Source organism: Arthrobacter sp. HY1533 (genome assembly GCF_027568515.1).
Classification (GTDB): domain Bacteria; phylum Actinomycetota; class Actinomycetes; order Actinomycetales; family Micrococcaceae; genus Specibacter.
Window position 1 is genome coordinate 13,517 of sequence record NZ_JANKZF010000033.1, and the last position, 21,631, is coordinate 35,147.

The 21,631-nt window shown below is 65.7% G+C and carries 19 protein-coding genes; 11 read left to right on the forward strand and 8 right to left on the reverse strand.

Annotated features, from left to right (window positions below):
• Positions 1-294 precede the first annotated feature (294 nt).
• From PCK14_RS17295 to serA, 4 genes are all read left to right on the forward strand, one after another.
• Positions 295-2,184: an acetolactate synthase large subunit gene (locus tag PCK14_RS17295; RefSeq protein ID WP_269939759.1), complete on the forward strand. Its 1,890-nt coding sequence runs from the start codon at positions 295-297 to the stop codon at positions 2,182-2,184.
• Between the two features lie 2 nt (positions 2,185-2,186).
• Positions 2,187-2,699, forward strand: coding sequence for an acetolactate synthase small subunit (gene ilvN / locus PCK14_RS17300; RefSeq protein WP_269939760.1), 513 nt, complete (start codon positions 2,187-2,189; stop codon positions 2,697-2,699).
• Between the two features lie 75 nt (positions 2,700-2,774).
• The gene (ilvC, locus tag PCK14_RS17305) at positions 2,775-3,800 is read left to right on the forward strand and encodes a ketol-acid reductoisomerase (protein ID WP_269939761.1); all 1,026 of its coding nucleotides are present in this window, start codon (positions 2,775-2,777) and stop codon (positions 3,798-3,800) included.
• A gap of 313 nt (positions 3,801-4,113) precedes the next feature.
• Positions 4,114-5,709 (forward strand): phosphoglycerate dehydrogenase, encoded by a 1,596-nt coding sequence (serA, locus tag PCK14_RS17310; protein ID WP_269939762.1) that lies wholly within the window; start codon positions 4,114-4,116, stop codon positions 5,707-5,709.
• Here serA and PCK14_RS17315 read toward each other — a convergent pair.
• Positions 5,706-5,828: a hypothetical protein gene (locus tag PCK14_RS17315; protein ID WP_269939763.1), complete on the reverse strand. Its 123-nt coding sequence runs from the start codon at positions 5,826-5,828 to the stop codon at positions 5,706-5,708. The genes serA and PCK14_RS17315 overlap by 4 nt on opposite strands.
• Before the next feature lie 39 nt (positions 5,829-5,867).
• Between PCK14_RS17315 and metG the strand changes: the two genes are divergently transcribed.
• Positions 5,868-7,448 (forward strand): methionine--tRNA ligase, encoded by a 1,581-nt coding sequence (gene metG, locus PCK14_RS17320; RefSeq protein ID WP_269939764.1) that lies wholly within the window; start codon positions 5,868-5,870, stop codon positions 7,446-7,448.
• Between the two features lie 89 nt (positions 7,449-7,537).
• Here metG and PCK14_RS17325 read toward each other — a convergent pair whose 3' ends face one another.
• The 3 genes from PCK14_RS17325 to PCK14_RS17335 form a co-directional block, all read right to left on the reverse strand.
• Positions 7,538-8,542: a type IV toxin-antitoxin system AbiEi family antitoxin domain-containing protein gene (locus PCK14_RS17325; protein ID WP_269939765.1), complete on the reverse strand. Its 1,005-nt coding sequence runs from the start codon at positions 8,540-8,542 to the stop codon at positions 7,538-7,540.
• A 200-nt stretch (positions 8,543-8,742) separates the two neighbouring features.
• A complete protein-coding gene (locus PCK14_RS17330) occupies positions 8,743-11,265 on the reverse strand; it encodes an ABC transporter permease (protein WP_269939766.1) in 2,523 nt (840 codons plus the stop codon).
• 3 nt (positions 11,266-11,268) lie between these two features.
• Positions 11,269-12,021, reverse strand: coding sequence for an ABC transporter ATP-binding protein (locus tag PCK14_RS17335; RefSeq protein WP_269939767.1), 753 nt, complete (start codon positions 12,019-12,021; stop codon positions 11,269-11,271).
• A gap of 169 nt (positions 12,022-12,190) precedes the next feature.
• Here PCK14_RS17335 and PCK14_RS17340 point away from each other — a divergent pair, with 169 nt between their 5' ends.
• Together PCK14_RS17340 and PCK14_RS17345 are read left to right on the forward strand one after the other, a co-directional pair.
• Positions 12,191-13,333, forward strand: a complete 1,143-nt coding sequence (locus PCK14_RS17340) for a class I SAM-dependent methyltransferase (RefSeq protein ID WP_269939768.1) — start codon at positions 12,191-12,193, stop codon at positions 13,331-13,333.
• A gap of 68 nt (positions 13,334-13,401) precedes the next feature.
• The gene (locus PCK14_RS17345) at positions 13,402-13,992 is read left to right on the forward strand and encodes a GNAT family N-acetyltransferase (RefSeq protein ID WP_269939769.1); all 591 of its coding nucleotides are present in this window, start codon (positions 13,402-13,404) and stop codon (positions 13,990-13,992) included.
• A gap of 53 nt (positions 13,993-14,045) precedes the next feature.
• Here PCK14_RS17345 and PCK14_RS17350 read toward each other — a convergent pair whose 3' ends face one another.
• The 3 genes from PCK14_RS17350 to PCK14_RS17360 form a co-directional block, all read right to left on the reverse strand.
• A complete protein-coding gene (locus PCK14_RS17350) occupies positions 14,046-14,225 on the reverse strand; it encodes a hypothetical protein (protein WP_269939770.1) in 180 nt (59 codons plus the stop codon).
• Positions 14,226-14,323: 98 nt separating this feature from the next.
• Complete coding sequence (locus PCK14_RS17355; RefSeq protein ID WP_269939771.1) at positions 14,324-15,439, reverse strand: winged helix DNA-binding domain-containing protein; 1,116 nt, start codon at positions 15,437-15,439, stop codon at positions 14,324-14,326.
• Between the two features lie 39 nt (positions 15,440-15,478).
• Complete coding sequence (locus PCK14_RS17360; RefSeq protein WP_269939772.1) at positions 15,479-16,171, reverse strand: FadR/GntR family transcriptional regulator; 693 nt, start codon at positions 16,169-16,171, stop codon at positions 15,479-15,481.
• A gap of 219 nt (positions 16,172-16,390) precedes the next feature.
• On the opposite strand from PCK14_RS17360, the gene PCK14_RS17365 reads away from it, so the two are divergent.
• From PCK14_RS17365 to PCK14_RS17380, 4 genes are all read left to right on the forward strand, one after another.
• The gene (locus tag PCK14_RS17365; protein ID WP_269939773.1) at positions 16,391-17,605 is read left to right on the forward strand and encodes an aminotransferase class V-fold PLP-dependent enzyme; all 1,215 of its coding nucleotides are present in this window, start codon (positions 16,391-16,393) and stop codon (positions 17,603-17,605) included.
• Positions 17,606-17,669: 64 nt separating this feature from the next.
• Positions 17,670-18,971, forward strand: coding sequence for an ABC transporter substrate-binding protein (locus PCK14_RS17370; RefSeq protein WP_269939774.1), 1,302 nt, complete (start codon positions 17,670-17,672; stop codon positions 18,969-18,971).
• 6 nt (positions 18,972-18,977) lie between these two features.
• Positions 18,978-19,949, forward strand: a complete 972-nt coding sequence (locus PCK14_RS17375; RefSeq protein ID WP_269939775.1) for a carbohydrate ABC transporter permease — start codon at positions 18,978-18,980, stop codon at positions 19,947-19,949.
• A complete protein-coding gene (locus PCK14_RS17380; protein WP_269939776.1) occupies positions 19,946-20,782 on the forward strand; it encodes a carbohydrate ABC transporter permease in 837 nt (278 codons plus the stop codon). The genes PCK14_RS17375 and PCK14_RS17380 overlap by 4 nt, the downstream gene beginning before the upstream one ends.
• Positions 20,783-20,920: 138 nt before the next feature.
• Here PCK14_RS17380 and PCK14_RS17385 read toward each other — a convergent pair whose 3' ends face one another.
• On the reverse strand, positions 20,921-21,628 hold the full coding sequence (locus PCK14_RS17385) for a response regulator (RefSeq protein ID WP_269939777.1): 708 nt from the start codon (positions 21,626-21,628) through the stop codon (positions 20,921-20,923).
• Positions 21,629-21,631: the final 3 nt, after the last annotated feature.

Sequence of the window (21,631 nt, forward strand, 5' to 3'; positions counted from 1 at the left end):
GTTTGACACTCCCGAGCGCTAAACGGGAGACTACACGTATGCAAACAAAGCTTCCAGTCGTCATTAGCTAGCGCGTGACGCGAATGGCCACACCCATGGCCATGGCCCTTAGTGAATTTCTTGATGAGAGAACCTCACGACACGTGCATACCCCTCGCTGAGAGCCTTATGGGCTGAGGGGTTTTTTTGTTTCCACACACCAGCGGCAACTCGAATCACTGCGTGAACCACACCAAAACGAACGCAAGCCAAGAAGAAGTACCCAAGAAGATGAGTTACCCAAAGGAAGAACCGATGAGCAAAGGAACGCCCGCCAGCCCAGCGCTGATGGCAGCCAAGTCCTCCGGGCACGGCGCCCACCCAGGCACCGGATCAGGTGCCGTGAGCACCGCCAACCCAACCTCCGACGTCGTGGGTCCCAACAATGTTGTGGCACCCATCCAGATGACCGGCTCCGAGGCGCTTGTGCGCTCACTCGAGGAGCTCGGCGTCAAGGACGTCTTCGGCCTTCCCGGCGGCGCCATCCTTCCCACCTATGACCCGCTCATGGCTTCTTCCCTCAACCACATCCTGGTGCGCCACGAACAGGGTGCCGGCCACGCCGCCCAGGGCTACGCCATGGTCACCGGCGAGGTTGGCGTCTGCATCGCCACCTCCGGCCCCGGTGCGACCAACCTGGTCACCGCCATCATGGACGCCCACATGGACTCCGTGCCGATCGTTGCCATCACCGGACAGGTCTCCAGCGCCGTCATCGGCACCGACGCCTTCCAGGAAGCCGACATTGTTGGCATCACGATGCCCATCACCAAGCACTCCTACCTGGTGACGGACCCCAACGACATTCCCCGCGTGCTGGCCGAGGCCTTCCACCTCGCCTCCACCGGTCGCCCCGGCCCCGTCCTGGTTGACGTGGCCAAGGACGCCCAGGTGGGCCCGATGACCTTCTCCTGGCCGCCGGTCATTGACCTGCCCGGCTACCGCCCTGTGTTCCGCGGCCACTCCAAGCAGCTGCGCGAAGCCGCCCGGCTGATCCGCGAGGCCAAGAAGCCCGTGCTGTACGTGGGCGGCGGCGTGCTCAAGGGCAACGCCTCCGAGGAGCTCATGGCACTGGCCGAGCTGACCGGTGCACCCGTGGTCACCACGCTGATGGCGCGCGGCGTCTTCCCGGACTCCCACCCCCTGCACGTGGGCATGCCCGGCATGCACGGCACGGTCTCGGCCGTGACCGCACTGCAGCAGTCCGATCTGCTGATCACCCTCGGCGCCCGGTTCGATGACCGCGTCACAGGCGTGCTGAGCAGCTTCGCCCCGCACGCCAAGGTGATCCACGCCGACATCGACCCGGCCGAAATCTCCAAGAACCGCACGGCCGACGTCCCGATCGTGGGCTCCGTCAAGGAGATCATCCCCGACTTGACCGCCGCCGTGAAGGTCGAGTTCGACACGAACGGGACCCCTGACCTCGGCGACTGGTGGGCGTTCCTGGGCAACCTGCGCGACACCTACCCGCTGGGCTGGACTGAGCCGGAGGACGGCCTCATGTCCCCGCAGCACGTCATCTCCCGCATCGGCGCCCTGACCGGCCCCGAGGCTGTCTACGCCGCAGGCGTTGGCCAGCACCAGATGTGGGCCGCGCAGTTCATCAAGTACGAGCGCACCCGCTCCTGGCTCAACTCCGGCGGCGCCGGCACCATGGGCTACTCGGTTCCGGCCGCCATGGGTGCCAAGGTGGGCAACCCGGACCGCGTGGTCTGGGCCATCGACGGCGACGGCTGCTTCCAGATGACCAACCAGGAACTGGCAACCTGCCGCATCAACAACATCCCCATCAAGGTTGCCGTCATCAACAACTCGTCCCTGGGCATGGTGCGCCAGTGGCAGACGCTGTTCTACAACAGCCGCTACTCCAACACCGACCTGAACACGGGCCACGACAGCATCCGGGTGCCGGACTTCGTCAAGCTCGCCGACGCCTACGACTGCGTGGGACTTCGCTGCGAGCGGGTCGAGGACATCGACGCCACCATCCAGGCGGCCCTTGCCATCAACGACCGCCCCGTCATCATTGACTTCGTTGTCAGCCCGGACTCCATGGTCTGGCCGATGGTGCCCTCGGGCGTCAGCAACGACCAAATTCAGGTAGCCCGGAACATGACCCCGGTGTGGGACGAGGAGGACTAGAAATGACACGACACACTCTTTCCGTACTGGTCGAGGACAAGCCCGGCGTGCTGACCCGCGTGGCCAGCATGTTTGCCCGACGCGCCTTCAACATCAACTCCCTGGCCGTGGGCCCCACCGAAAACGCGGGCATCTCGCGCATGACGGTTGTGGTCGACGCCGACGGCGACTTGATTGAACAAGTCACCAAACAGCTGAATAAACTAATCAACGTCATCAAGATCGTTGAACTTGTTTCAGAGAATTCCGTGCAGCGGGACCACATCCTGGTCAAGGTGCGCGCGGACGCCGCCACGAGGCTGCAGGTCACCCAAGCCGCAGACCTCTTCAGGGCTTCCGTGGTCGATGTGTCCACAGACTCATTGACCATCGAGGCCACCGGCTACGCGGACAAGCTGGCTGCACTGCTGAACGTCCTGGAGCCCTTCGGCATCCGGGAGATCGTGCAGTCAGGAACCTTGGCCATTGGGCGGGGATCCCGCTCCATGAGCGACAGGGCACTTCGCGCTTCCTAGCGCATGGCCCTCCGGGGCCGCCATGCAATACTTTTCACCAAAGCAACACCCATCACTTATTCAAGGAGTTCCACAGTGACCGACATGTACTACGACGACGATGCCGACCTCTCCATCATCCAGGGTCGCAAGGTCGCCGTTATCGGCTACGGCAGCCAGGGCCACGCACACGCACTGAGCCTGCGCGATTCCGGCGTCGACGTTCGCGTTGGCCTCAAGGAAGGCTCCAAGTCCCGCGCCAAGGCAGAGGCAGAGGGCCTGCGCGTCCTCAGCGTTGCCGAAGCAACGGCTGAAGCCGACCTGATCATGATCCTCACCCCGGACCAGGTCCAGCGCTTCGTGTACGCAGAAGACATCGCCCCGAACCTGAAGTCCGGCGACGCGCTGTTCTTCGGCCACGGCTTCAACATCCGCTTCGGCTACATCACCCCGCCGGCCGACGTCGACGTCGCCCTGGTTGCCCCCAAGGCTCCGGGCCACACCGTGCGCCGCGAATTCGAAGCCGGCCGTGGCATCCCCGACCTGATCGCCATCGAGCAGGACTTCACCGGCAACGCCAAGGCACTTGCCCTGTCCTACGCCAAGGGCATCGGCGGCACCCGTGCGGGCGTCATCGAGACCACCTTCACGGAAGAGACCGAAACCGACCTCTTCGGCGAGCAGGCTGTCCTCTGCGGCGGCACCTCGCAGCTGGTCCAGTACGGCTTCGAAGTTCTGACCGAAGCCGGCTACAAGCCGGAAATCGCCTACTTCGAGGTCCTGCACGAGCTCAAGCTCATCGTTGACCTCATGTGGGAAGGTGGCATTGCCAAGCAGCGCTGGAGCGTTTCCGACACCGCAGAGTACGGCGACTACGTCTCCGGCCCCCGCGTCATCACCCCCGAGGTGAAGGAAAACATGAAGGCTGTCCTCGCGGACATCCAGAGCGGCGCCTTCGCAACCCGCTTCATCAACGACCAGGATGCCGGCGCACCGGAATTCATGGCGCTGCGCAAGAAGGGCGAAGAGCACCCGATCGAGGCCACCGGCCGCGAACTGCGCGGACTGTTCTCCTGGATCAGCAACAGCGACGACTACACCGAAGGTTCCGTCGCCCGCTAGTCCCCACTCACCGGCCCGAGCAGATCCGCTGGCGCGTATCTGCTCGGGGCCCCTCGGGCGTGTGGGCCCATAGGTGACGACGGCGCCTGCCGGGCCCGCGCTGGCCCGGCAGGCGCCGTCGTGCTTTCCCCTTCGGGGCAGGCCGCGGAAGGCATGTGACGTGTGTCGCTTGCGTCGTCCGGGCCGCCCTTTGTTACGGCAGCGAAGCCGGGCTCCCATAAACTGGAACCCGGCTTTTCTGCTGCAACGCCAGCACCAAAACCACTCACCAAAATCCCCACAAGAACACAACTGAGAGCTAAAGAGGTCACCGGTGACAGCCACCAAGCCCGTAGTACTCCTCGCTGAGGAACTTTCGCCCGCCACGATCGAGGCGCTGGGCCCCGATTTTGAGATCCGCCAGGCCGACGGCGCAGACCGTTCCGCACTGCTTTCTGCCATTGTTGACGTTGATGCGATCCTGGTTCGCTCCGCAACTTTGGTTGACGCCGAGGCCATTGCCGCAGCGAAGAACCTGAAGGTCATTGCACGTGCCGGTGTGGGGCTGGACAACGTGGACATCAAGGCTGCAACCCAGGCAGGTGTCATGGTTGTGAACGCGCCGACCTCCAACATCGTCTCCGCCGCCGAACTGACCATCGGGCACATCCTGTCCCTGGCCCGCCACATCCCGGCCGCCAGCACCGCGCTGAAGAACGGCGAGTGGAAGCGCTCCAAGTACACCGGCACCGAGCTGCTGGAAAAGAAGCTGGGCATCATCGGCCTGGGCCGCATCGGCGCCCTCATCACCGAGCGTGCCAAGGCCTTCGGCATGGAGATCGTCGCGTACGACCCCTACGTCACCTCCGCCCGCGCCGCCAGCCTGGGCGTGCAGCTGCTCTCCCTGGATGAGCTGCTGGAGCAGTCCGACTTCATCACGATCCACATGCCGCGCACGCCCGAGACCCTGGGCATGATCAGCACCGAGGCGTTCAAGAAGATGAAGAAGACCGCCTACGTCATCAACGTGGCCCGCGGCGGCCTCATCGACGAAGCGGCCCTGAACATTGCCCTGCGCGAAGGCGACATTGCCGGCGCCGGCATTGACGTGTTCGTCAAGGAGCCGGCCACCGACGTCGACTTCCTGGAGCTCGACAACGTCATTGCCACCCCGCACCTGGGTGCTTCCACCGATGAGGCACAGGAAAAGGCCGGCATCTCCGTGGCCAAGTCCGTGCGCCTGGCCCTGGCCGGCGAGCTGGTGCCGGATGCCGTGAACGTGGCCGGCGGCGTCATCGCCTCCGACGTCCGCCCGGGCATCCCGCTGATCGAGAAGCTGGGCCGCATCTTTACCGCGCTGACCCACGCCTCGGTCACCCAGATCGACGTCACTGTTGCCGGTGAAATTGCCGCACTCGACGTCAAGGCACTGGAACTCTCCGCACTGAAGGGCGTCTTCAAGGACGTCGTCTCCGAGCAGGTTTCCTACGTCAACGCACCGGTCCTGGCCGAGCAGCGCGGCATCAAGACCAACCTGATCACCACGCTCGAATCAACCGACTACCGCAACGTGCTGACCATCAGCGGCGCCCTGTCGGACGATTCGCAGATCTCCGTCTCCGGCACCCTGACGGGCCCGAAGCAGATCCAGAAGATCGTCGCCGTCAACGGCTACGAGCTGGAAATCCCCATGAGCGACCACCTCCTGGTCATCTCCTACGCAGACCGCCCCGGCGTGGTCGGCACCCTGGGCCGCATCCTGGGCGAGAACAATGTCAACATTGCCGGCATGCAGGTTGCCCGCCGCACCGAAGGCGGCGAGGCACTCGCCCTCATCACGGTTGACAGCTCTGTGCCGCAGGCACTGCTGGAATCCATCAAGACCGAGATCGGCGCCACCATGGCCCGCGAGGTTGACCTGGAGGACTAGCATCCACTGAACTGGTGCCGGTGGTCGAGCTTGTCGAGACCCCGGGCCACGGCTTCCGCATTGACGGCGGCACCTGCCAAGGTGCCGCCGTCGTGGTTTAAGGCTGTTGCGGCGGTCACGAATCGAGGTTTGGTGCTGCTTCACGGTAAATTCATAGGGTGACATCATCTGACACGGCCAAGACGCCTTACTACCTGACCACCGCCATCACGTACCCGAACGGCGTTCCGCACATCGGGCACGCATACGAGTACATCGCCACCGACGCCATGGCACGCTTCAAGCGCCTGGACGGGTACGACGTCATGTTCTTGACCGGCACGGATGAGCACGGCATGAAGATTGCGCAGACGGCCGAGAAGGAAGGCGTCACGCCCAAGGAACTCGTTGACCGCAACGTTGCCGTCTACAAGGAAGCCCACAAGGCCCTTGGCATCAGCTACGACCGCTTCATCCGCACCACGGATGCCGACCACTACGCCGCCTCGCAGGCCATCTGGAAGAAGATGGAAGACGCCGGCGACATTTACCTGGGCAAGTACGAGGGCTGGTACTCGGTCCGCGACGAGGCCTACTACGGCGAAGACGAAACCGAGCTGCGCGAAGACGGCAAGCGCTACTCCAAGGTCACCGACACCGAGCTGACCTGGACCGAGGAGGAAAGCTACTTCTTCCGCCTCTCCAACTACCAGGACAAGCTCCTGGCCCTCTACGGCGAACAGCCCGACTTCGGTTCCCCGCGCACCCGCTTCAACGAAGTCATTAGCTTCGTCAAGGGCGGCCTCGAGGACCTCTCCGTCAGTCGCACCACCTTCGACTGGGGCGTCCCGGTCCCCGGCAACGACAAGCACGTCATGTACGTGTGGGTTGACGCCCTCACCAACTACCTCACCGGCGTGGGCTACCCCGACCTGGACTCGGAGGCCTTCCAGAAGTTCTGGCCGGCCGACGTCCACATCATCGGCAAGGACATCTCCCGCTTCCACGCCGTCTACTGGCCTGCATTCCTCATGTCTGCGGGGCTGGAACTGCCCAAGCGCGTCATGATCCACGGCTTCCTGAACAACAACGGCGTGAAGATGTCCAAGTCACTGGGCAACGTGGTGGCCCCCGCCGAGTGGGTTGCCCAGTACGGCCTGGACCAGGTCCGCTTCTTCCTGCTGCGCGAGGTGCCCTTCGGCGCCGACGGCTCCTACAACCACGACGCCGTGGTGGGCCGGATGAACTCCGACCTGGCCAACAACCTGGGCAACCTGGCCCAGCGTTCACTGTCCATGGTGGCCAAGAACTGCGCCGGGACCGTTCCCACCCCCGGTGCGTTCACGTCCGCGGACGAGGAGATCCTGGCCGCGGCCTCTGCCCTGCTGGAGCAGTCCCGCGCCGCGTACCAGGTGCAGGACTTCCACGGCTCGCTGGAGAAGATCTGGCACGTTCTGGGAGACACCAACGCCTACTTCGCCGAGCAGGCCCCGTGGGTGCTGCGCAAGACTGACGTCCACCGCATGGAAACCGTGCTGTACGTGACCCTCGAGGTGCTGCGCATGGTCTCCCTCCTGGTGCAGCCGGTCATGCCGGACGCCGCCGCAAAGCTGCTGGACGTGTTGGGCCAGGGCACTTCCGCCGACGACGCCGTGCGCCAGTTCTCCGCCTTCGCCACGCCCCTGGTGCCCGGCACAGTGCTGCCCGCCCCGGCGCCGATCTTCCCCAAGTACGAGGAGCCCGCGCCCGTCGAGGCGTAATTTCATCCGACAAAAGCCGGTGTTTGCGGTTTCGGCGGGTGTTAGATGGCCCGCCGAAACCGCGAACACCGGCTTTTCTGCGACTTCGCCTATTGCTGCCGCAGTCCGGCCTGTCGCAGCAGATAGATGAATCGTTCCTTGTTCATCATTTCCGCCCACGTCCACCGCACAAATCCCACGCCTTGCGCCCGGATCGCATCTTCCCGATCCTTCTCCCTCATGACCCGGTCCTGGATCGACATGCCATTGCCCCAACCGGCCCGGAGGTATTTTTCCCGGCCGTCGAACTCGCCGGATAGGTTGATTTCCTTGAACCAGAAGTCGGTGAATGCGTCGTGGCCGTCCCGAAGCGTGAATTTCTTTTGCAGGACTGGGGCCGGGAAGCCGAACATGTGCATTTTGGCCCGGCTCAGTGATTCCCCGGCCGATCCTGACAAGGACGAAGCAAAGCTGATGACGGTCGCGGCCCGCACCCGCGCTGCCCTGCTGGGGAGACGGCTGGCAGCCGCTTCAAGTTCTTCACGGAGCAAGGCACACCCTTGCGGGTAGGCGCTCTGCCACACGGGTTCACCATCATCTTGGGCACTGCCCACCAACGAGAAATGGTTGAGACTACTCCGGCTCGGGGACTGGCGAAGGCTTGAGTCGCACACGGCCACGGCGTAGGGAAAGTCCAGGCTGAGCATCAACTGCATGACGGTGGTGAGTTTGTCCGTGAGCAGGAATGATCCGCATTGGACCACACCTTGGGTCATCGAACCGCGGTGCCGGATGACGCCATTCTCGTTGCGGCCGCCAGATGTCACATCAGTCATGACGTGCAATTTCCGGGGTGTTCCAACGATCCAGAGTCCCCAGAGCAATGCGGCCGTTGCGTGGGCAAGCACAGGCTGAGTTCGCGACACCTGTTGGAGCGCCTGCACCTTCAGCCCATACTGTTCCAGCCGGGGCAAATCCTTCCAGTCGGCCGACCATGCATAGACGCCTCGGCGAACCCTCGTGAGTTCGCCCTTGTTGCACAATGCAACCAGTTGGCGTCGATCCCTGCCCACACAGTCGAAGTCGGATGGACGGATCAGTCGTGGTGTGTTCATGCGATCTACGCTCTCATCGCCTGGAGCCCTCAGAAGACGATGCCCGGCAAGTGTGGACATCGCGGGTGCCGGCACGTGCTGTGGAGGAATGCGTTCGCCGGGGCAGCAAAATGAAAAGGGACGGCGTTTGCGCAAAGGGCGGGTGGTCTACCACTCGCCGAACGCGCAAACGCCGTCCCTTTTGGTGCGGCGAGGCAAGATCAGTCCATGGCCAGGCCCTCAACGGGGGAAAGCTTGGCTGCCCGGTGTGCCGGCACCACGGAGGCCAGGAGCCCGGCAACGGCAGCCACGCCGACAACCGCCAGGATCTGTCCCCACGGGATGACGGCCGTGACGTCGGCAAAGGTGCCCAGGGCGGACTGTGCCCCGGCCCAGCCATACAGGGCACCCAGCGCGGAGCCGATGATGGCCGCCACCCCGGCAATCAGCAGGGCCTCGAGCGCCAGCATGCCGCGCAGCTGTCCTCGGGTCAGGCCCAGTGCCCGCAGCAGCGAGTTTTCCCTGGTCCGCTCCAGCACCGAGAGTGAGAGCGTGTTGGCCACGCCGATCAGTGCGATGAAGACTGCCACGGCCAGCAGCCCGGTGACCACCAGCAGCAGCATGTCAATGACCTGGTTGAACATGGCCTTCTCCAGCACGGCGCCGGAAAGTTGGAACTCGTTGACGCCCAGGGCCGAGGCCAGCTGGGTGCGCAGGTCCATGAGGGCGTTGGCGTCCAGCGACTGGTCCACGGAAATCCACAGCGGGGCCACGGCCTGGGCGCGCAGGGGGTCGTCGGCCGCCAGCGGCGGGAATGCGTCGAGCGAGACCAGCGCGCTGTGGCCGTCGGTGGTTGCCGGTGTTGCCGTGACGTTGGTTGACTGTGATCCTGCCGCGAGGCTGGCCGTTGTCGCCTTGATGCTGGCAGGCAGCACCGCGGACGTCCGGGTGGGCCTGTTGGCGGGGTTTGCCAGCAGCGCGTTGGCGTCGGCATCGGAGATCCCGTAGGCGGGGATCTGGGTGTCCCCGGCCGTGACCACGCCCACGAGCTGCAGCCGGGCAATGTGCCTGACGCCCGGCAGCGCGGCGGCCTTGGCCACGGCGGCCTCCGTGATCTCCGGGTCGCCCGGGCGGGTCTCCGCCGTGATGTCCACCGGATAGTGGCCGTCCAGCTCGGTGTTGAAGGCGTTCCGGGCCGTGGCCGCACCGGTCATCATCATGGTCACGAGCGTGACGCCGATCAGCAGCGCCGACGCCGTTGCCGTGGTGCGGCGCGGGTTGCGCACGGCATTCGCCGCAGCCATTTTCCCGGGAACGCCGGCAGGGGCTGCCAGCGTGCCGGCCAGCGAGACTAGCTTGGGCACGAACAGCGAGGCGGCCATGAGGAAGCCGACGAACGACAACGCACCGGAAGGCAGCGCCACGAGCAGCTGGGAGGAGATTCCGCCGTACACCAGGCCTGCACCGCCGGCCAGCAGCAGCACCACGCCAATTGCCAGGCGCACCCGGCCGCCGGAATTGTGCACCGAGAGGTCATCCGCCGGGCGCAGCGCGGCGAGCGGGGCCACGCGGGTTGCCGCGCGGGCCGGCACCAGGGCCGCCAGGACCGTGAGCAGGGTGCCCACCACGATGCCGGCGATGATGGCCGACGGCGGCACCGCCAGGGTGGCGAAGCTGAAGTCCGGGTTTTGGCTCAGCAGGGTCAAAACAAGGGCCATGGTGCCCGTGGCGGCCAGGACACCGAGCACGGAGGCAATGAAGCCCACCACCAGGGCCTCGACGATGACCGAACGGCTGACCTGGCTGCGGCTTGCGCCGACGCAGCGCAGCAGTGCCAATTCGCGGGTCCGCTGGGCCACCAGGACCGAGAAGGTGTTGGAGACGACCAGGGCGGCGACCAGCAGCGCAACGGCGGCGAAGGCGAGCAGCACAATGGTCAGCTGGTCCTGGCCGTCGGTGAAGCTGGCGACTTTCTGGGTGGTCTTCTCATCCGGCGTCAGGACGGTGTCTGCGGCTTGCCCCACGGCACCGGCCAGGGCGGTCTTGGCATCGGCCAAGGAGACGCCGGGTGCCAGCTTCACGGTGATGACGCCGTACCCGGCGTCGGGGAGGCTGAGCCTGTCCACGGCCGCGGCGGTGCCCACAAACTGGGCCATGCCGGAGGCGTTGGGTTCGTTCGAGGCGGCAGTGATGCCGGAGACCGTCGCGGTGAGCTCCGGGGCCTTGTCTGCCGGGGAACCCCCGGAGCCCCCTGTGCCACCGGAGCCCCCGGTGGGTGCGGTTTGTCCGGTCAGCGTGACCTTGCCGCCCACGGCAAGCGAGTTGCGTGCGGCCGTGACGGAATCCACCGCCACCTCGCCGTCGGAGGAGGGCCAGGAGCCGGAGAGCAGTTTGACCGGCTCCAGGGAAGCGGAAGCCGGCATGTTGCGGATGAAGGAGGCAACCGAACTGGCGCCCAGATTGCTTTCCACATAGACGGAGCGCTGTGCATAGGACTCCGCCACGAGGGGCGAGGAAGCCACGGTCTTGGCTGCCGCCGTCGTCAACGGATCAAAGCCGGGAGGGGAGACAACCAGGTCTGCCGAGGCATAGGCCTGGCCGATGCTCGCCTTCAGCGAGGCCTTGGTGGAGGCGTTGACCATGAGCGTGGCGGAAAGGAAGGCCACGGCCAGGAGCACGGCGAGGGTGATGGCGATGAAGCGCCGCGAATGGGTTCTGAGCTGGCTCAGGGCTACCTGCAGCATGGCCTACGCCCCCAGCTGCGCCAGCGAGGCCAGCACCGACTCGGCGGTGGGCTGGGACAGCTCGCCCACGAGTGCGCCGTCGTTCATGAGGACCACGCGGTCGGCGTAGGAGGCGGCCACGGGGTCGTGCGTGACCATGATGATGCTCTGGCCCATCTCGCGCGAGGAGCGGCGCAGCATGCCCAACACCTCGGCGCCGGAGCGGGAATCCAGGTTGCCCGTGGGCTCGTCGCCGAAGATGACGTCGGGGCGGGTGAGCAGGGCCCGGGCCACGGCCACGCGCTGCTGCTGGCCGCCGGAGAGCTCGTGCGGCTTGTGCTTGAGCCGGTCCGTCAGGCCGAGCGTGGAGGTGATAAACGTGAACCATTCAGCGTCCACGGAGCCGCCGGCCAGGGCCACGGGCAGGGTGATGTTGGCCTCGGCGCTCAGCGTGGGGACCAGGTTGAAGGCCTGGAAGACGAAGCCGATCCGGTCGCGGCGCAGCTGGGTCAGGGCCTTGTCATTGAGCGCGGTCAGCTCGGTGTCGCCCAGGTGGATGGTGCCGGCAGTGACTGAATCAAGCCCCGCCAGGCAGTGCATGAGTGTCGACTTGCCCGAGCCCGACGGCCCCATGATGGCGGTGAACTGGCCGGCCGGGAACTCCAGGTCCACGCCCTTGAGTGCCGCCACCTCCGTTTCGCCCCTGCCGTATGTCTTGCGCAGCCCGCGGGCCTGAACCGCCAGTGTGCGTTGGTTTTTCTCAGTTGTGATGGTCATGGCACCAGCCTATTTTTGCCCGGGGCCTCGCGGATCGGAGCCGGGGTGGATATCGCCGTGAAGTTCGACGCCGCCACCTCCTACCAGGGGATGATCCCGCAGGCGTTAGGTCCGGACAGCTGCCAAGATCAAGCTTCCGCCCGCGGCGGGGGAGGAGGACAATGGCGGCATGGACGGCGCAGCGGATGGTGTGGCGGGCACGGCAGGCGAGGGCGGCAGCGAGGCCGCCGTTGACGCCTACGCGGACAGGGTCGTGGCGGCCGTGCTGGGATTCGCGGAAACGGCCAGCATTGTCGTGGGCGATGCGCTGGGCTGGTATGCCGCGCTCGCGGCCGCAGGCAGCGGCGGGCTGGCCCCGGCGGAACTGGCTGCCGGAACCGGCACGCAGGAACGCTATGCCAGGGAGTGGCTGGAGCAGCAGGCCATGGCCGGGTTTGTGGAGCTGGTGCCCGGCGCCCACCGTTTCCGGCTTCCCGAAGGTGCTGCGGAGGCACTGGTGCACGAGGGTTCGCTCACAGCGTTGATGCCCATGGTGCGCATGCTCCGGGCGGGTGTGGCGAACATGCCGGAGCTGCTGGCGGCGTACCGGAACGGCGGAGGTGTTCCCTGGGCCCTGTTGGGTGCGGACGCCAGGGAGTCTCAGGCCGACGGCAACAGGCCCTGGTTTGAGCAGCGTCTGGCCGCAGCCCTTGCCTCGGTGGGCCCGGTCCACAAGGTCCTGTCCCGGCCCGGAGCGCAGATCACCGACCTCGGCTGCGGCTGCGGCTGGTCGACCCTTGCGCTGGCGCGCGCCTACCCGGGCGCAGCCCTCACGGGAATCGACGTGGACGGGCCGTCCATTGGGCAGGCCCGGGAGAATGCCCGCGCGCTGGGGTTGGAGGGCCGGGCCGCCTTCCGGCTCGCAGATGCCGCCGGGCCGGTGGCGCCCGGAAGCCAGGACGCCGTTTTCATCTTCGAGGCCCTGCACGACATGCCGTTTCCCGTCCAGGTGCTGGCCGCCGTGCGCGCCATGGTCAAGCCCGACGGCGTGGTGGTGGTCATGGACGAAGCCGTCGCCGACACCTTCTCCCCGGGTGGCGCAGGACCTGACGGCGCAAGGGATGGCGGCGACGTGCTGGAGCGGCTCATGTACGCGTACAGCCTGTTTGTATGCCTGCCGGACAGCCTGTCAACGCCGGGGTCGGCAGGCACGGGGACGCTCATGCGCCCGCCCGTGCTGGAACGCTATGCGGCCGAGGCCGGGTATGCCGCCGTGGAGAAGCTGCCCATCGAGGACTTCTCGGTCTTCCGCTTTTACCGGCTGCACCCCTGAAGTCGGCTGCTGCAGGCGCAGCGGTTGCTGAGTGTGCGGCGGCGGGATGCGCGGGTGCACAATGGGGCATGCGGATACTTTTGGAAACACCGCGGCTGGTGTTGCGGGAATTTGCCGAGTCCGATGCCGGGTTTCTTGTGGCGCTGGACGGGGATCCTTCCGTCATGCGCTACTTGTCCAACGGGACTCCGACGCCCCTCCGGGAAATAGTCGAGGACCACATTCCCGCCTATCTCGCCTACCATCGGGCATCGCCGGATTTTGGCTTCTGGGTGGCACAGGATCCGCCAAGCGGTGACTTTCTGGGCTGGTTTCACCTGCGGCCCGGTCCCGGCTGCCCGGACGCTGAACCGGAGCTCGGGTACCGCCTGCGCCGCTCCAGCTGGGGCCGGGGCTTGGCGACTGAAGGCAGCCGCGCCCTGATCGACCATGCGTTCCTGCACACCCCCGCCACCAGGGTTGTGGCGGAGACCATGACCGTTCATGCGGCGTCCCGCAGGGTCATGGAGAAATCGGGCATGCGGCTGGTCAGGCACTTCACCGCCGACTGGCCAGTGAGGATCGATGGCGACGAACAAGGCGACGTGGAGTACGCCATCGCCCGGGAAGAGTGGTTGGCAGCTCGTCCGCAGGAAGCGGCCCCGCCCCCCGCGCAGTAGCGGCGGCCCATCTGCAAGTGGCCGCCCTGCTCGGCGGGCGTGTCTGGTGGCCGCTACTTGCCGAACAGGCGGGCGAACCAGCTGCCGGAGGCGGGTGCCGCATCCTTGGGGGCGTTGCGGTCGCAGCCACAGCGCTTGGACGCAGGAACGTTGGCCATGACGGCGTCCACGTGGTTGCCGCAGCCGGCCCAGGTGGTCTTGTTGCAGCTCTTGCAGTTGACGGCTCGGCACATGCCGGAACTCCTTCTTCTTGGATACCCAGGGGAGTATGGGCGCTTCCCATTCTACATACCCCAGGGGGTATGCCATTCTAGGTGCCCCGGGCGGCCGCCTAGAACCACTCAACGGTGGCCGGCAGCCCCCAAAACGCACCAAACTGCGCGGCCGCGGCCTCCACCGCGAGGCGCTCCTGGCGGCCCAGGGCCCGCAGGGGAGCCAGCTGCACGCGGGCAACGGAAGCGGCAGGCACGTGCTTCCAGGTTGCCGCCATGAGGCCGTCGATGAGGACAGGGTGGTAGAACGTTGCCCCTGGTTCCACCCGGAGCCGGGCGGGAGTGAACAGCAGGTGCTTTGACTCAAAGTACGACATCACGTACTCGTCGTAGCACTGTGCCAAATCCACCCGCGGCGCGGGAGGGGCAGGCAGCGAAAGGGCTTGCCCCACGCACCACAGCTGCAGGCCCTGAACCTCGCGCAACTCGAAGCGGCCGGGGGAGTCCTCCACGGCGGCGGCCACCCCCGACCGCGCGTCGGCCATGGGAAGGCCGCTCCACACGGCAAAGTCCTTGACTGTGGCAGCCCCGCGGGTGGCCAGGTAGCGTTCGGCCAACCGCTTCAGCGCCTCGTCCCGGTCCACCGGCGCACCAGAGGGCACGCGCTCCTCGAACAGGGCATGGCTGCGCTGCTTGCCCTGCGATGCGCCGCTGATGATGAGCTGCTCCAGCTCGGCGTGCATCAGGGCGTAGCTGAGCCGGATCCCCGAGGCCTCAATGCCCGCGGCGGCCAGTGCCTCCTGAAGCTGGCTACGCGTCCTGTGCCGCCCGCCGGCCAGCTCGGCCGCCAGCACCCGGTGCACCTGCGAAAGGACAGCGCCGTCGAGCCCAAACTTTGCGTAGTAGGCCGTGTTGCTGCGGTGGACGTGCGGGGCCGTCAGTCCCAGCAGCCAGCGGGCGTCGGCCGGCGCCAGGAAATGCCAGGTGGGGCGCAGCACGTGGGTCCGCAGGATCTCGCCGCGGTCGACGGCGTCAGCCAGGTCCGCGGCGCCGTTGCGTTCCGAGCCGGCTTGCCTGCGCTGGGCCGTGGCCCACAGTGCGTAGGGGTATTCCTGTGCCTGCATGGCGGTGAAGTGCCCGACTATGCCCCCGGCGCTCGCCGGCAGCGGCGACCACAGTGCATGGCTGTGCATGCGCAGGGCGGTGACGTCGGCGGGGTCCATGGTCGGTGGCACAGCACCAGCGTAGTCCCGCCGCCCGGGGCTGGCTGCGTGCTACGGGGAAACGTTGGGTTCCGGGCGCAGCTTCTTGAGCCAGAACTCGGTCTGGGCAATGTGGCCCGCCGTTGCGGTGGCGGCCATGGCGGGGTCCTGGCCGCGGATGGCATCGACAATGCTGCGGTGGCCCTTGTTGCTCAGCTCCCGCACGGCGGCGCCGTCCCGGCTGTCGAAGATGTTGAAGTGGCGCCCGCGTGAGCGGAACAGCCGCATGAGCCCCGCGAGCGTGGAGTTGCCGCCGGCTTCGCAGATGGCCTCGTGGAAGCGGGCATCAAGGTCGGAAATGTCCGAGGAGTTGTCCGTGGCCTCCATGGCCTCCATGAGCGAGTCCAGCTCCGCGATGAGTTCGGGCAGTGAACGGGCGGCGGCGGCAGCGGCCGCGTGGGATTCCAGTACCCGGCGGATTTCAAACAGTTCCAGGACGCTGTCAAAGGGGAAAAGGTCCACAAGCAGGGCGAAGCCCTTGAGGATTTCCGCCGGCTCCAGCGAGGAAACGTACGTACCCGAGCCGTGCCGGGCCTCCATGACACCCAGGGCCGACAGTGCCCGGATGGCTTCGCGCAGGGAACTGCGGGACACCCCGAGCTGGGCGGCCAGCTCGCCCTCGGGCGGGCATTTTTGGCCAGGCGCCAACTCGCCGGAGGCGATCTTGGCACGCAGTCCCTGCATGGCTGTTTCCACTGCACTCATGGCCTTGGCTCCTCTTGCAACTTCGCTGTTGACGTTCCGGAACTCATCATATGTGTTTCCCAAGTTGTCCGATCTATCTGGACGTAACATGCAATATATGCTCGATCCATCGCGAACTATTCCAAAGTCATCTGATGAATTTATGGAGTCAGCCCTTGTCTTGGGCATTTTTGTGAGATAACTTACAGGGCATTGATCCCTTTCGACAGAAAGCCAGCCGTGCCCATCTACGCCCCCGCCCCACCCGCCGCCCTGCTTACCCCGGAGGGCAATCCTGCCCTGTCCGACTGGTCCATGACGGCCGGCAAGGTCCACCTGAACCACGGCTCCTACGGCGCCGTGCCCCGTGCGGCGCAGGAGCGCCAGCTCCAGCTCAAGGCACAGATGGATGCCAACCCCTGCACCTGGTTCATGGGGCAGGCGGCAACGCTGGCCGGCACGCGCACAGGAATTGCCGCATTCCTGCGGGTGCCCGCGGAGGACATGGCCCTTGTCATCAACGCCAGTGCCGGCGTCACCGCCGTCTACAACTCCCTGCCCTTCACCGAAGGCGCGGAAATCGTCACCACCGACCACACCTACGGGGCGGTGCTGGAGGGCGCCAAGCGCATTGCTCGCAGGCACAACGGCCGGGTCGCCGTCGCGGAGGTGCCGCTGGATGCGGACGCAGCCCTCGTCGTCGAACTTGTCATGGCTGAGGTCAATGAGCGCACGGCCCTGATCGTCATCGACCAGATCACCTCGGCCACCGCCCGCGCCTTCCCCGTGGCGGAAATTGCCAAGGCGGCGGCCGAATGTGGCGTGCCGGTGCTCGTGGACGGCGCCCACGCGCCGGGCGTGCTGGCCAACCCCGTCCCGGACTTTGAGGGGTTCTGGGTGGGCAACCTGCACAAGTTTGCCTGCGCACCCCGCGGCACGGCAGCCCTTGTGGCGCGCGGACCGTTCCGCCACCACCTGACGCCGCTGATCGATTCCTGGGGCTTCCCGCATGTCTTCCCGGAGAGCTTTGACCATGTGGGCACGCAGGACATCACGTCCTGGATGGCGGCCACGGCGTCCTTTGAAACCATCGAGGAGCGCTACGGCTGGGACAACTTCCGCAGCTACGCCACCTCGCTGGGTGACTACGCCCAGGGCCTGGTGGCCGGCGCTTTCACTGCGCTGACCGGCGAGGACGCATCCGTGGACGTGGGCATGCCCGTGGACCCGCTGCGCCTGGTGCGCCTGCCCCGCGGTCTGGCCGAAAGCCACGAGGATTCCCACGCGGTGCGGGCCATGATCTCCGACCGCTTCGACTTCGAAACGGCCATCACCACCTTCGGCGGCGCGGGCTACCTGCGCCTGTCGACCCACCTGTACAACACGCCCGCCGACTACGAAGCCTTCGCGGAGCGGGCGGTTCCCGCCCTCGTGGAGCTGGCGCGGCCACGCTGAACCGGCGGCCCACACACGTTTTAGGGCGAGCAAGCCCCTCCCACCCCACAATGAAAGGCTTTTCATGAATAAGAAACTCACTTCAATGGCTGCCATCGGCGTTGCCGCCGTGCTGGCCCTCTCCGCATGCGGGGGTGGCGCCGGCAAGGATTCAGCCGACGGCAAGGTCACGCTGCAGATGGTGGAAAGCCTCACCAACCCCACGCGCACCGACACCATCAAGAAGCTGCTGGCCGGCTTCGAGGCCGAAAACCCGAACATTAAGGTTGAACTGGTCTCGCCTCCCACGGACTCGGCAGACCAGAAGATCCAGCAGATGCTGCAGTCGGGCAAGGGCATTGACGTGGTGGAGGCACGCGACATCACCGTGGGTTCCTTCGGCGCCAACAAGTGGCTCTATGACATGACGGCCGACCTGGACGGCTGGGAGGGCTGGGGAGATCTGACCGACAACGCCGTCAACTACTCCAAGCAGGACGGCAAGACCTACTACATCCCGTACGGCTTCTACGGCCTGTCCCTGTTCTACCGCACCGACCTGGTCAAGGAGGCCGGCTTCGACGGCCCGCCCAAGAGCTGGACGGACCTGCTGGAGCAGTCCGAGAAGCTCAACGACCCGGCCAAGAACAAGTTCGGCTACGCCTTCCGCGGCGGCCCCAACGCCAACTCCAACGCCGTTGCCGTCATCGAGGCCTACACGGCCGACAACATTGACAAGGAAAACGCGTTCCTGCTGAAGGACGGCAAGACCATCTTCTCCGCGCCCGAGGCACAGACGGCCATGGACGACTACCTGGAACTGTTCAAGAAGGGCTCCCCGCCGTCCTCGGTGGCCTGGGGCTACCCGGAAATGGTGCAGGGCTTCAGCAACGGCTCCACCGCGTTCCTGCTCCAGGACCCCGAGGTGATTGCCACCATCAAGGAATCCACCTCCGTCAAGGCTGAGCAGTGGAACGTGGCCCCGCTCCTGGTGGGCCCCACGGGCAAGGCCATCCAGCCGGTCGCCTCCGCAGGCTGGGGCATCGCCGAAAGCAGCGAGCACAAGCCCGAGGCCGTCAAGCTCATCAAGTACCTGGCCCAGGGCGAACCCGCCACCACCTTCAGCAAGGAAAACAGCCTGGTCCCGATCCTGAAGTCGGCAGCCAAGGACCCGTACTACAGCGAAGGCCCCTGGGCCGCCTACGTGACCATGACGGAAAACCCCGACACCTACATCTCGGCCGTCCAGCCGCGCGGCGTGGCCTGGTGGACCGAATGGATCAAGAAGTCCGACGGCGAACTGCAGCGCGTCCTGACCGGCAAGATGACCACCAAGGAACTGTTGGCCAGCTGGGACACGTACTGGACCGAAAAGATGGCGGGATAGTCCACCGTGACTGTTGAGACACAGCGGAAGGGGCGGCGCAGGACGGAAACGTCCGGCGCGGCCCCCGAGCCGCACACATTTGTTCCACGCAAGAAGAAGTTCAGCTCCCGGACAGGGTGGACCATGCTGGCGTTCATGGCGCCTGCCGCCATTTTCGTGGCCATCTTCACGTACTACCCCATGATCTCCGGCTCCCAGATGGCCTTCCGGCACTGGAACCTGAACGACCTCTCCGACACCTCCTGGATTGGCCTGGACAACTTCAAGGCGCTCTTTGAGAACCCGGAGTTCGGCACCATAGTCCGCAACACCGTGGTCTGGGTGGTTGGTTCGCTGGTTCCGCAGGTGGTGATTGGCTTCGCCCTGGCGTTGTTCCTCAAGCGCAAGTTCCGCTTCCGCAGCGGCTACCAGGCGTTCATCTTCTTCCCCTGGGCCGTGTCCGGCTTCCTCATCGGCATGCTGTTCCGCTGGATGTTCAACGCCGAGTTTGGCGTGGTCAACGACCTCCTGATGAAAACCGGCCTGATCGACACCCCGGTGCCGTGGCTGGCCTCGCCCGGCTTTGCCATGACGGCCATCATCGTTGCCAACATTTGGTACGGCGTGACGTTCTTCGCCATCATGATCCTGGCCGCGCTGCAGTCGGTGTCCGATGAAATGTACGAGGCAGCCGCGATTGACGGGGCGGGCAAGGTGCGCACGTTCTTCAGCATCACCCTGCCGGCCATTTCCGTGACGCTGGGGCTGACCATCCTGCTTCGCGTGATCTGGATCTTCAACTTCCCCGACATCATCTGGGCCATGACCGGCGGCGGACCGGCCGACCAGACGCACATCATCACCACCTACATGATCAAGATCACCCAGGAGGGCGACTACGGCCAGGCCTCGGCGCTGGGCCTGATTGTGGTCTTCACGCTGATGCTGTTCGCCGTCTTCTACCTGATGGCCATGCGGCCCCGAAAGGCCAAGCAATGATTGACAAGCAAACAACCTTTGGCCGCGTGTCCAAGATTGTGTTCCTGGCGCTTAGCCTTGTGGTGACGGTCTTCCCGCTGTACTGGATTGTTGTCACCTCGCTCAAGGCACCGGGCGCCATCTACGAGCTGCCGCTGAAGTACTGGCCCACCGAGGTCTCCTTCGAGAACTACATCGGCCTGTTCACCAAGTCCGACTTTGGCCAGTACATGGTCAACAGCCTGCTGGTGGCCACGGTCGCCGCCACGGTGGCCACGCTCATTTCGCTGCTGTCCGCCTACGTGCTGGCGCGCTTCCAGTTCGCCGGCCGCGGCGCCGTCATGGCCGCGTTCCTGCTGACCCAGATGATCCCGGGCTTCATTGCCCTGGGCCCGCTGTACATGATGATGAGCAAGTTCGATCTTGTGGACTCCAAGACGGGCCTGATCCTGGTCTACATCGCCATCTGCATCCCGTTCTGCACCATCATGCTGCGCGGCTTCTTCGAGAACGTGCCCGATGCGCTGGAGGAGGCGGCCATGATCGACGGCTGTTCCCGCCTTTCCGCATTGTTCCGCGTGCTGGTGCCCGTCATGCTCCCGGGCATCGCGGCCAGCTTCATCTTCAACTTCGTCAACTGCTGGAACGAGCTGTTCCTGTCGGTGACGCTGATGAACAGCGACGAGAACAAGACCATCCCCACGGCCCTGGCCGGCTTCATCTCCAGCTTCAACATCGACTGGGGTGCCATGTCCGCCGCGGCCGTGCTGACGGTGGTGCCCACCCTGGCGATCTTCGCCTTCGCCAGCAAGTTCATTGTGCAGGGCCTCACGGCAGGAGCCGTCAAGGGCTAAAGGCTTCGAGCCCCTTTCCAACGCGGCATCACTTAACGCTGGCTTTTCACGAATGCGGCACCACCAAGGTGGTGCCGCATTCGTGAAAAGTGGACGTTAAGTGGTGCCGCGTCTGGGGTGGGGCGGGGCGGGGCGGGGTTAACGCGGGGAGACGATGCCGGTCTCGTAGGCGATGACAACAACCTGGACGCGGTCGCGGGCGTTGAGCTTGGCCAGGATGTGGCCCACGTGGGTCTTGACAGTGGCCTCGGAAACAAACAACTGTGCGGCAATTTCCGGGTTGGAGAGCCCGTTGGCAATCAACACAAACACCTCGTGCTCGCGCCCGGTCAACCGCGCCACGGCCTGGGCGTGGGCGTCGTTGGCGGGGCTCGGCGCCGAGAGCATGGGGGCCACGTGGTCCAGCAGGCGGCGCGTGGTGGACGGTGCAATCACGGCATCCCCGGCGAAGACTGTCCTGATGGCACCCAGTAGTTCCTCGGGCGGGGCGTCCTTGAGCAAGAAGCCGCTGGCGCCGGCCTGGATGGCGGCCAGCGCATACTCGTCCAGGTCAAAGGTTGTCAGGACCACGATCTTCAGCTCAGCCAGCCACGAACCCGCGGGCGCCGCCTTGGTCCGCTCCATGAGCCTGCGCGTGGTTTCCAGGCCATCCATGCCGGGCATGCGCACGTCCATGAGGACAACGTCGGCCGCCGTTGCCGCGAGCCCCGCCAGTGCCTCGATGCCGTTGCCGGCCTGCAGCACCACCTTCAGGTCCGGCTGGGAATTGATCAGCATGCCAAAGCCCGAACGGACCAGCTGCTGGTCGTCAACGAGGGCGACGCGGATGGGGGAGGTGAGGCTCATGTG

Bases quoted from the DNA above. Each gene is read 5' to 3' on its own strand.
- PCK14_RS17295 (WP_269939759.1), top strand. From the start codon at position 295: ATGAGCAAAGGAACGCCCGCCAGCCCAGCGCTGATGGCAGCCAAGTCC.
- ilvN (WP_269939760.1), top strand. From the start codon at position 2,187: ATGACACGACACACTCTTTCCGTACTGGTCGAGGACAAGCCCGGCGTG.
- PCK14_RS17325 (WP_269939765.1), bottom strand. From the start codon at position 8,542: ATGAACACACCACGACTGATCCGTCCATCCGACTTCGACTGTGTGGGC.
- PCK14_RS17330 (WP_269939766.1), bottom strand. From the start codon at position 11,265: ATGCTGCAGGTAGCCCTGAGCCAGCTCAGAACCCATTCGCGGCGCTTC.
- PCK14_RS17335 (WP_269939767.1), bottom strand. From the start codon at position 12,021: ATGACCATCACAACTGAGAAAAACCAACGCACACTGGCGGTTCAGGCC.
- PCK14_RS17340 (WP_269939768.1), top strand. From the start codon at position 12,191: ATGGACGGCGCAGCGGATGGTGTGGCGGGCACGGCAGGCGAGGGCGGC.
- PCK14_RS17345 (WP_269939769.1), top strand. From the start codon at position 13,402: ATGCGGATACTTTTGGAAACACCGCGGCTGGTGTTGCGGGAATTTGCC.
- PCK14_RS17350 (WP_269939770.1), bottom strand. From the start codon at position 14,225: ATGTGCCGAGCCGTCAACTGCAAGAGCTGCAACAAGACCACCTGGGCC.
- PCK14_RS17360 (WP_269939772.1), bottom strand. From the start codon at position 16,171: ATGAGTGCAGTGGAAACAGCCATGCAGGGACTGCGTGCCAAGATCGCC.
- PCK14_RS17370 (WP_269939774.1), top strand. From the start codon at position 17,670: ATGAATAAGAAACTCACTTCAATGGCTGCCATCGGCGTTGCCGCCGTG.
- PCK14_RS17380 (WP_269939776.1), top strand. From the start codon at position 19,946: ATGATTGACAAGCAAACAACCTTTGGCCGCGTGTCCAAGATTGTGTTC.
- PCK14_RS17385 (WP_269939777.1), bottom strand. From the start codon at position 21,628: ATGAGCCTCACCTCCCCCATCCGCGTCGCCCTCGTTGACGACCAGCAG.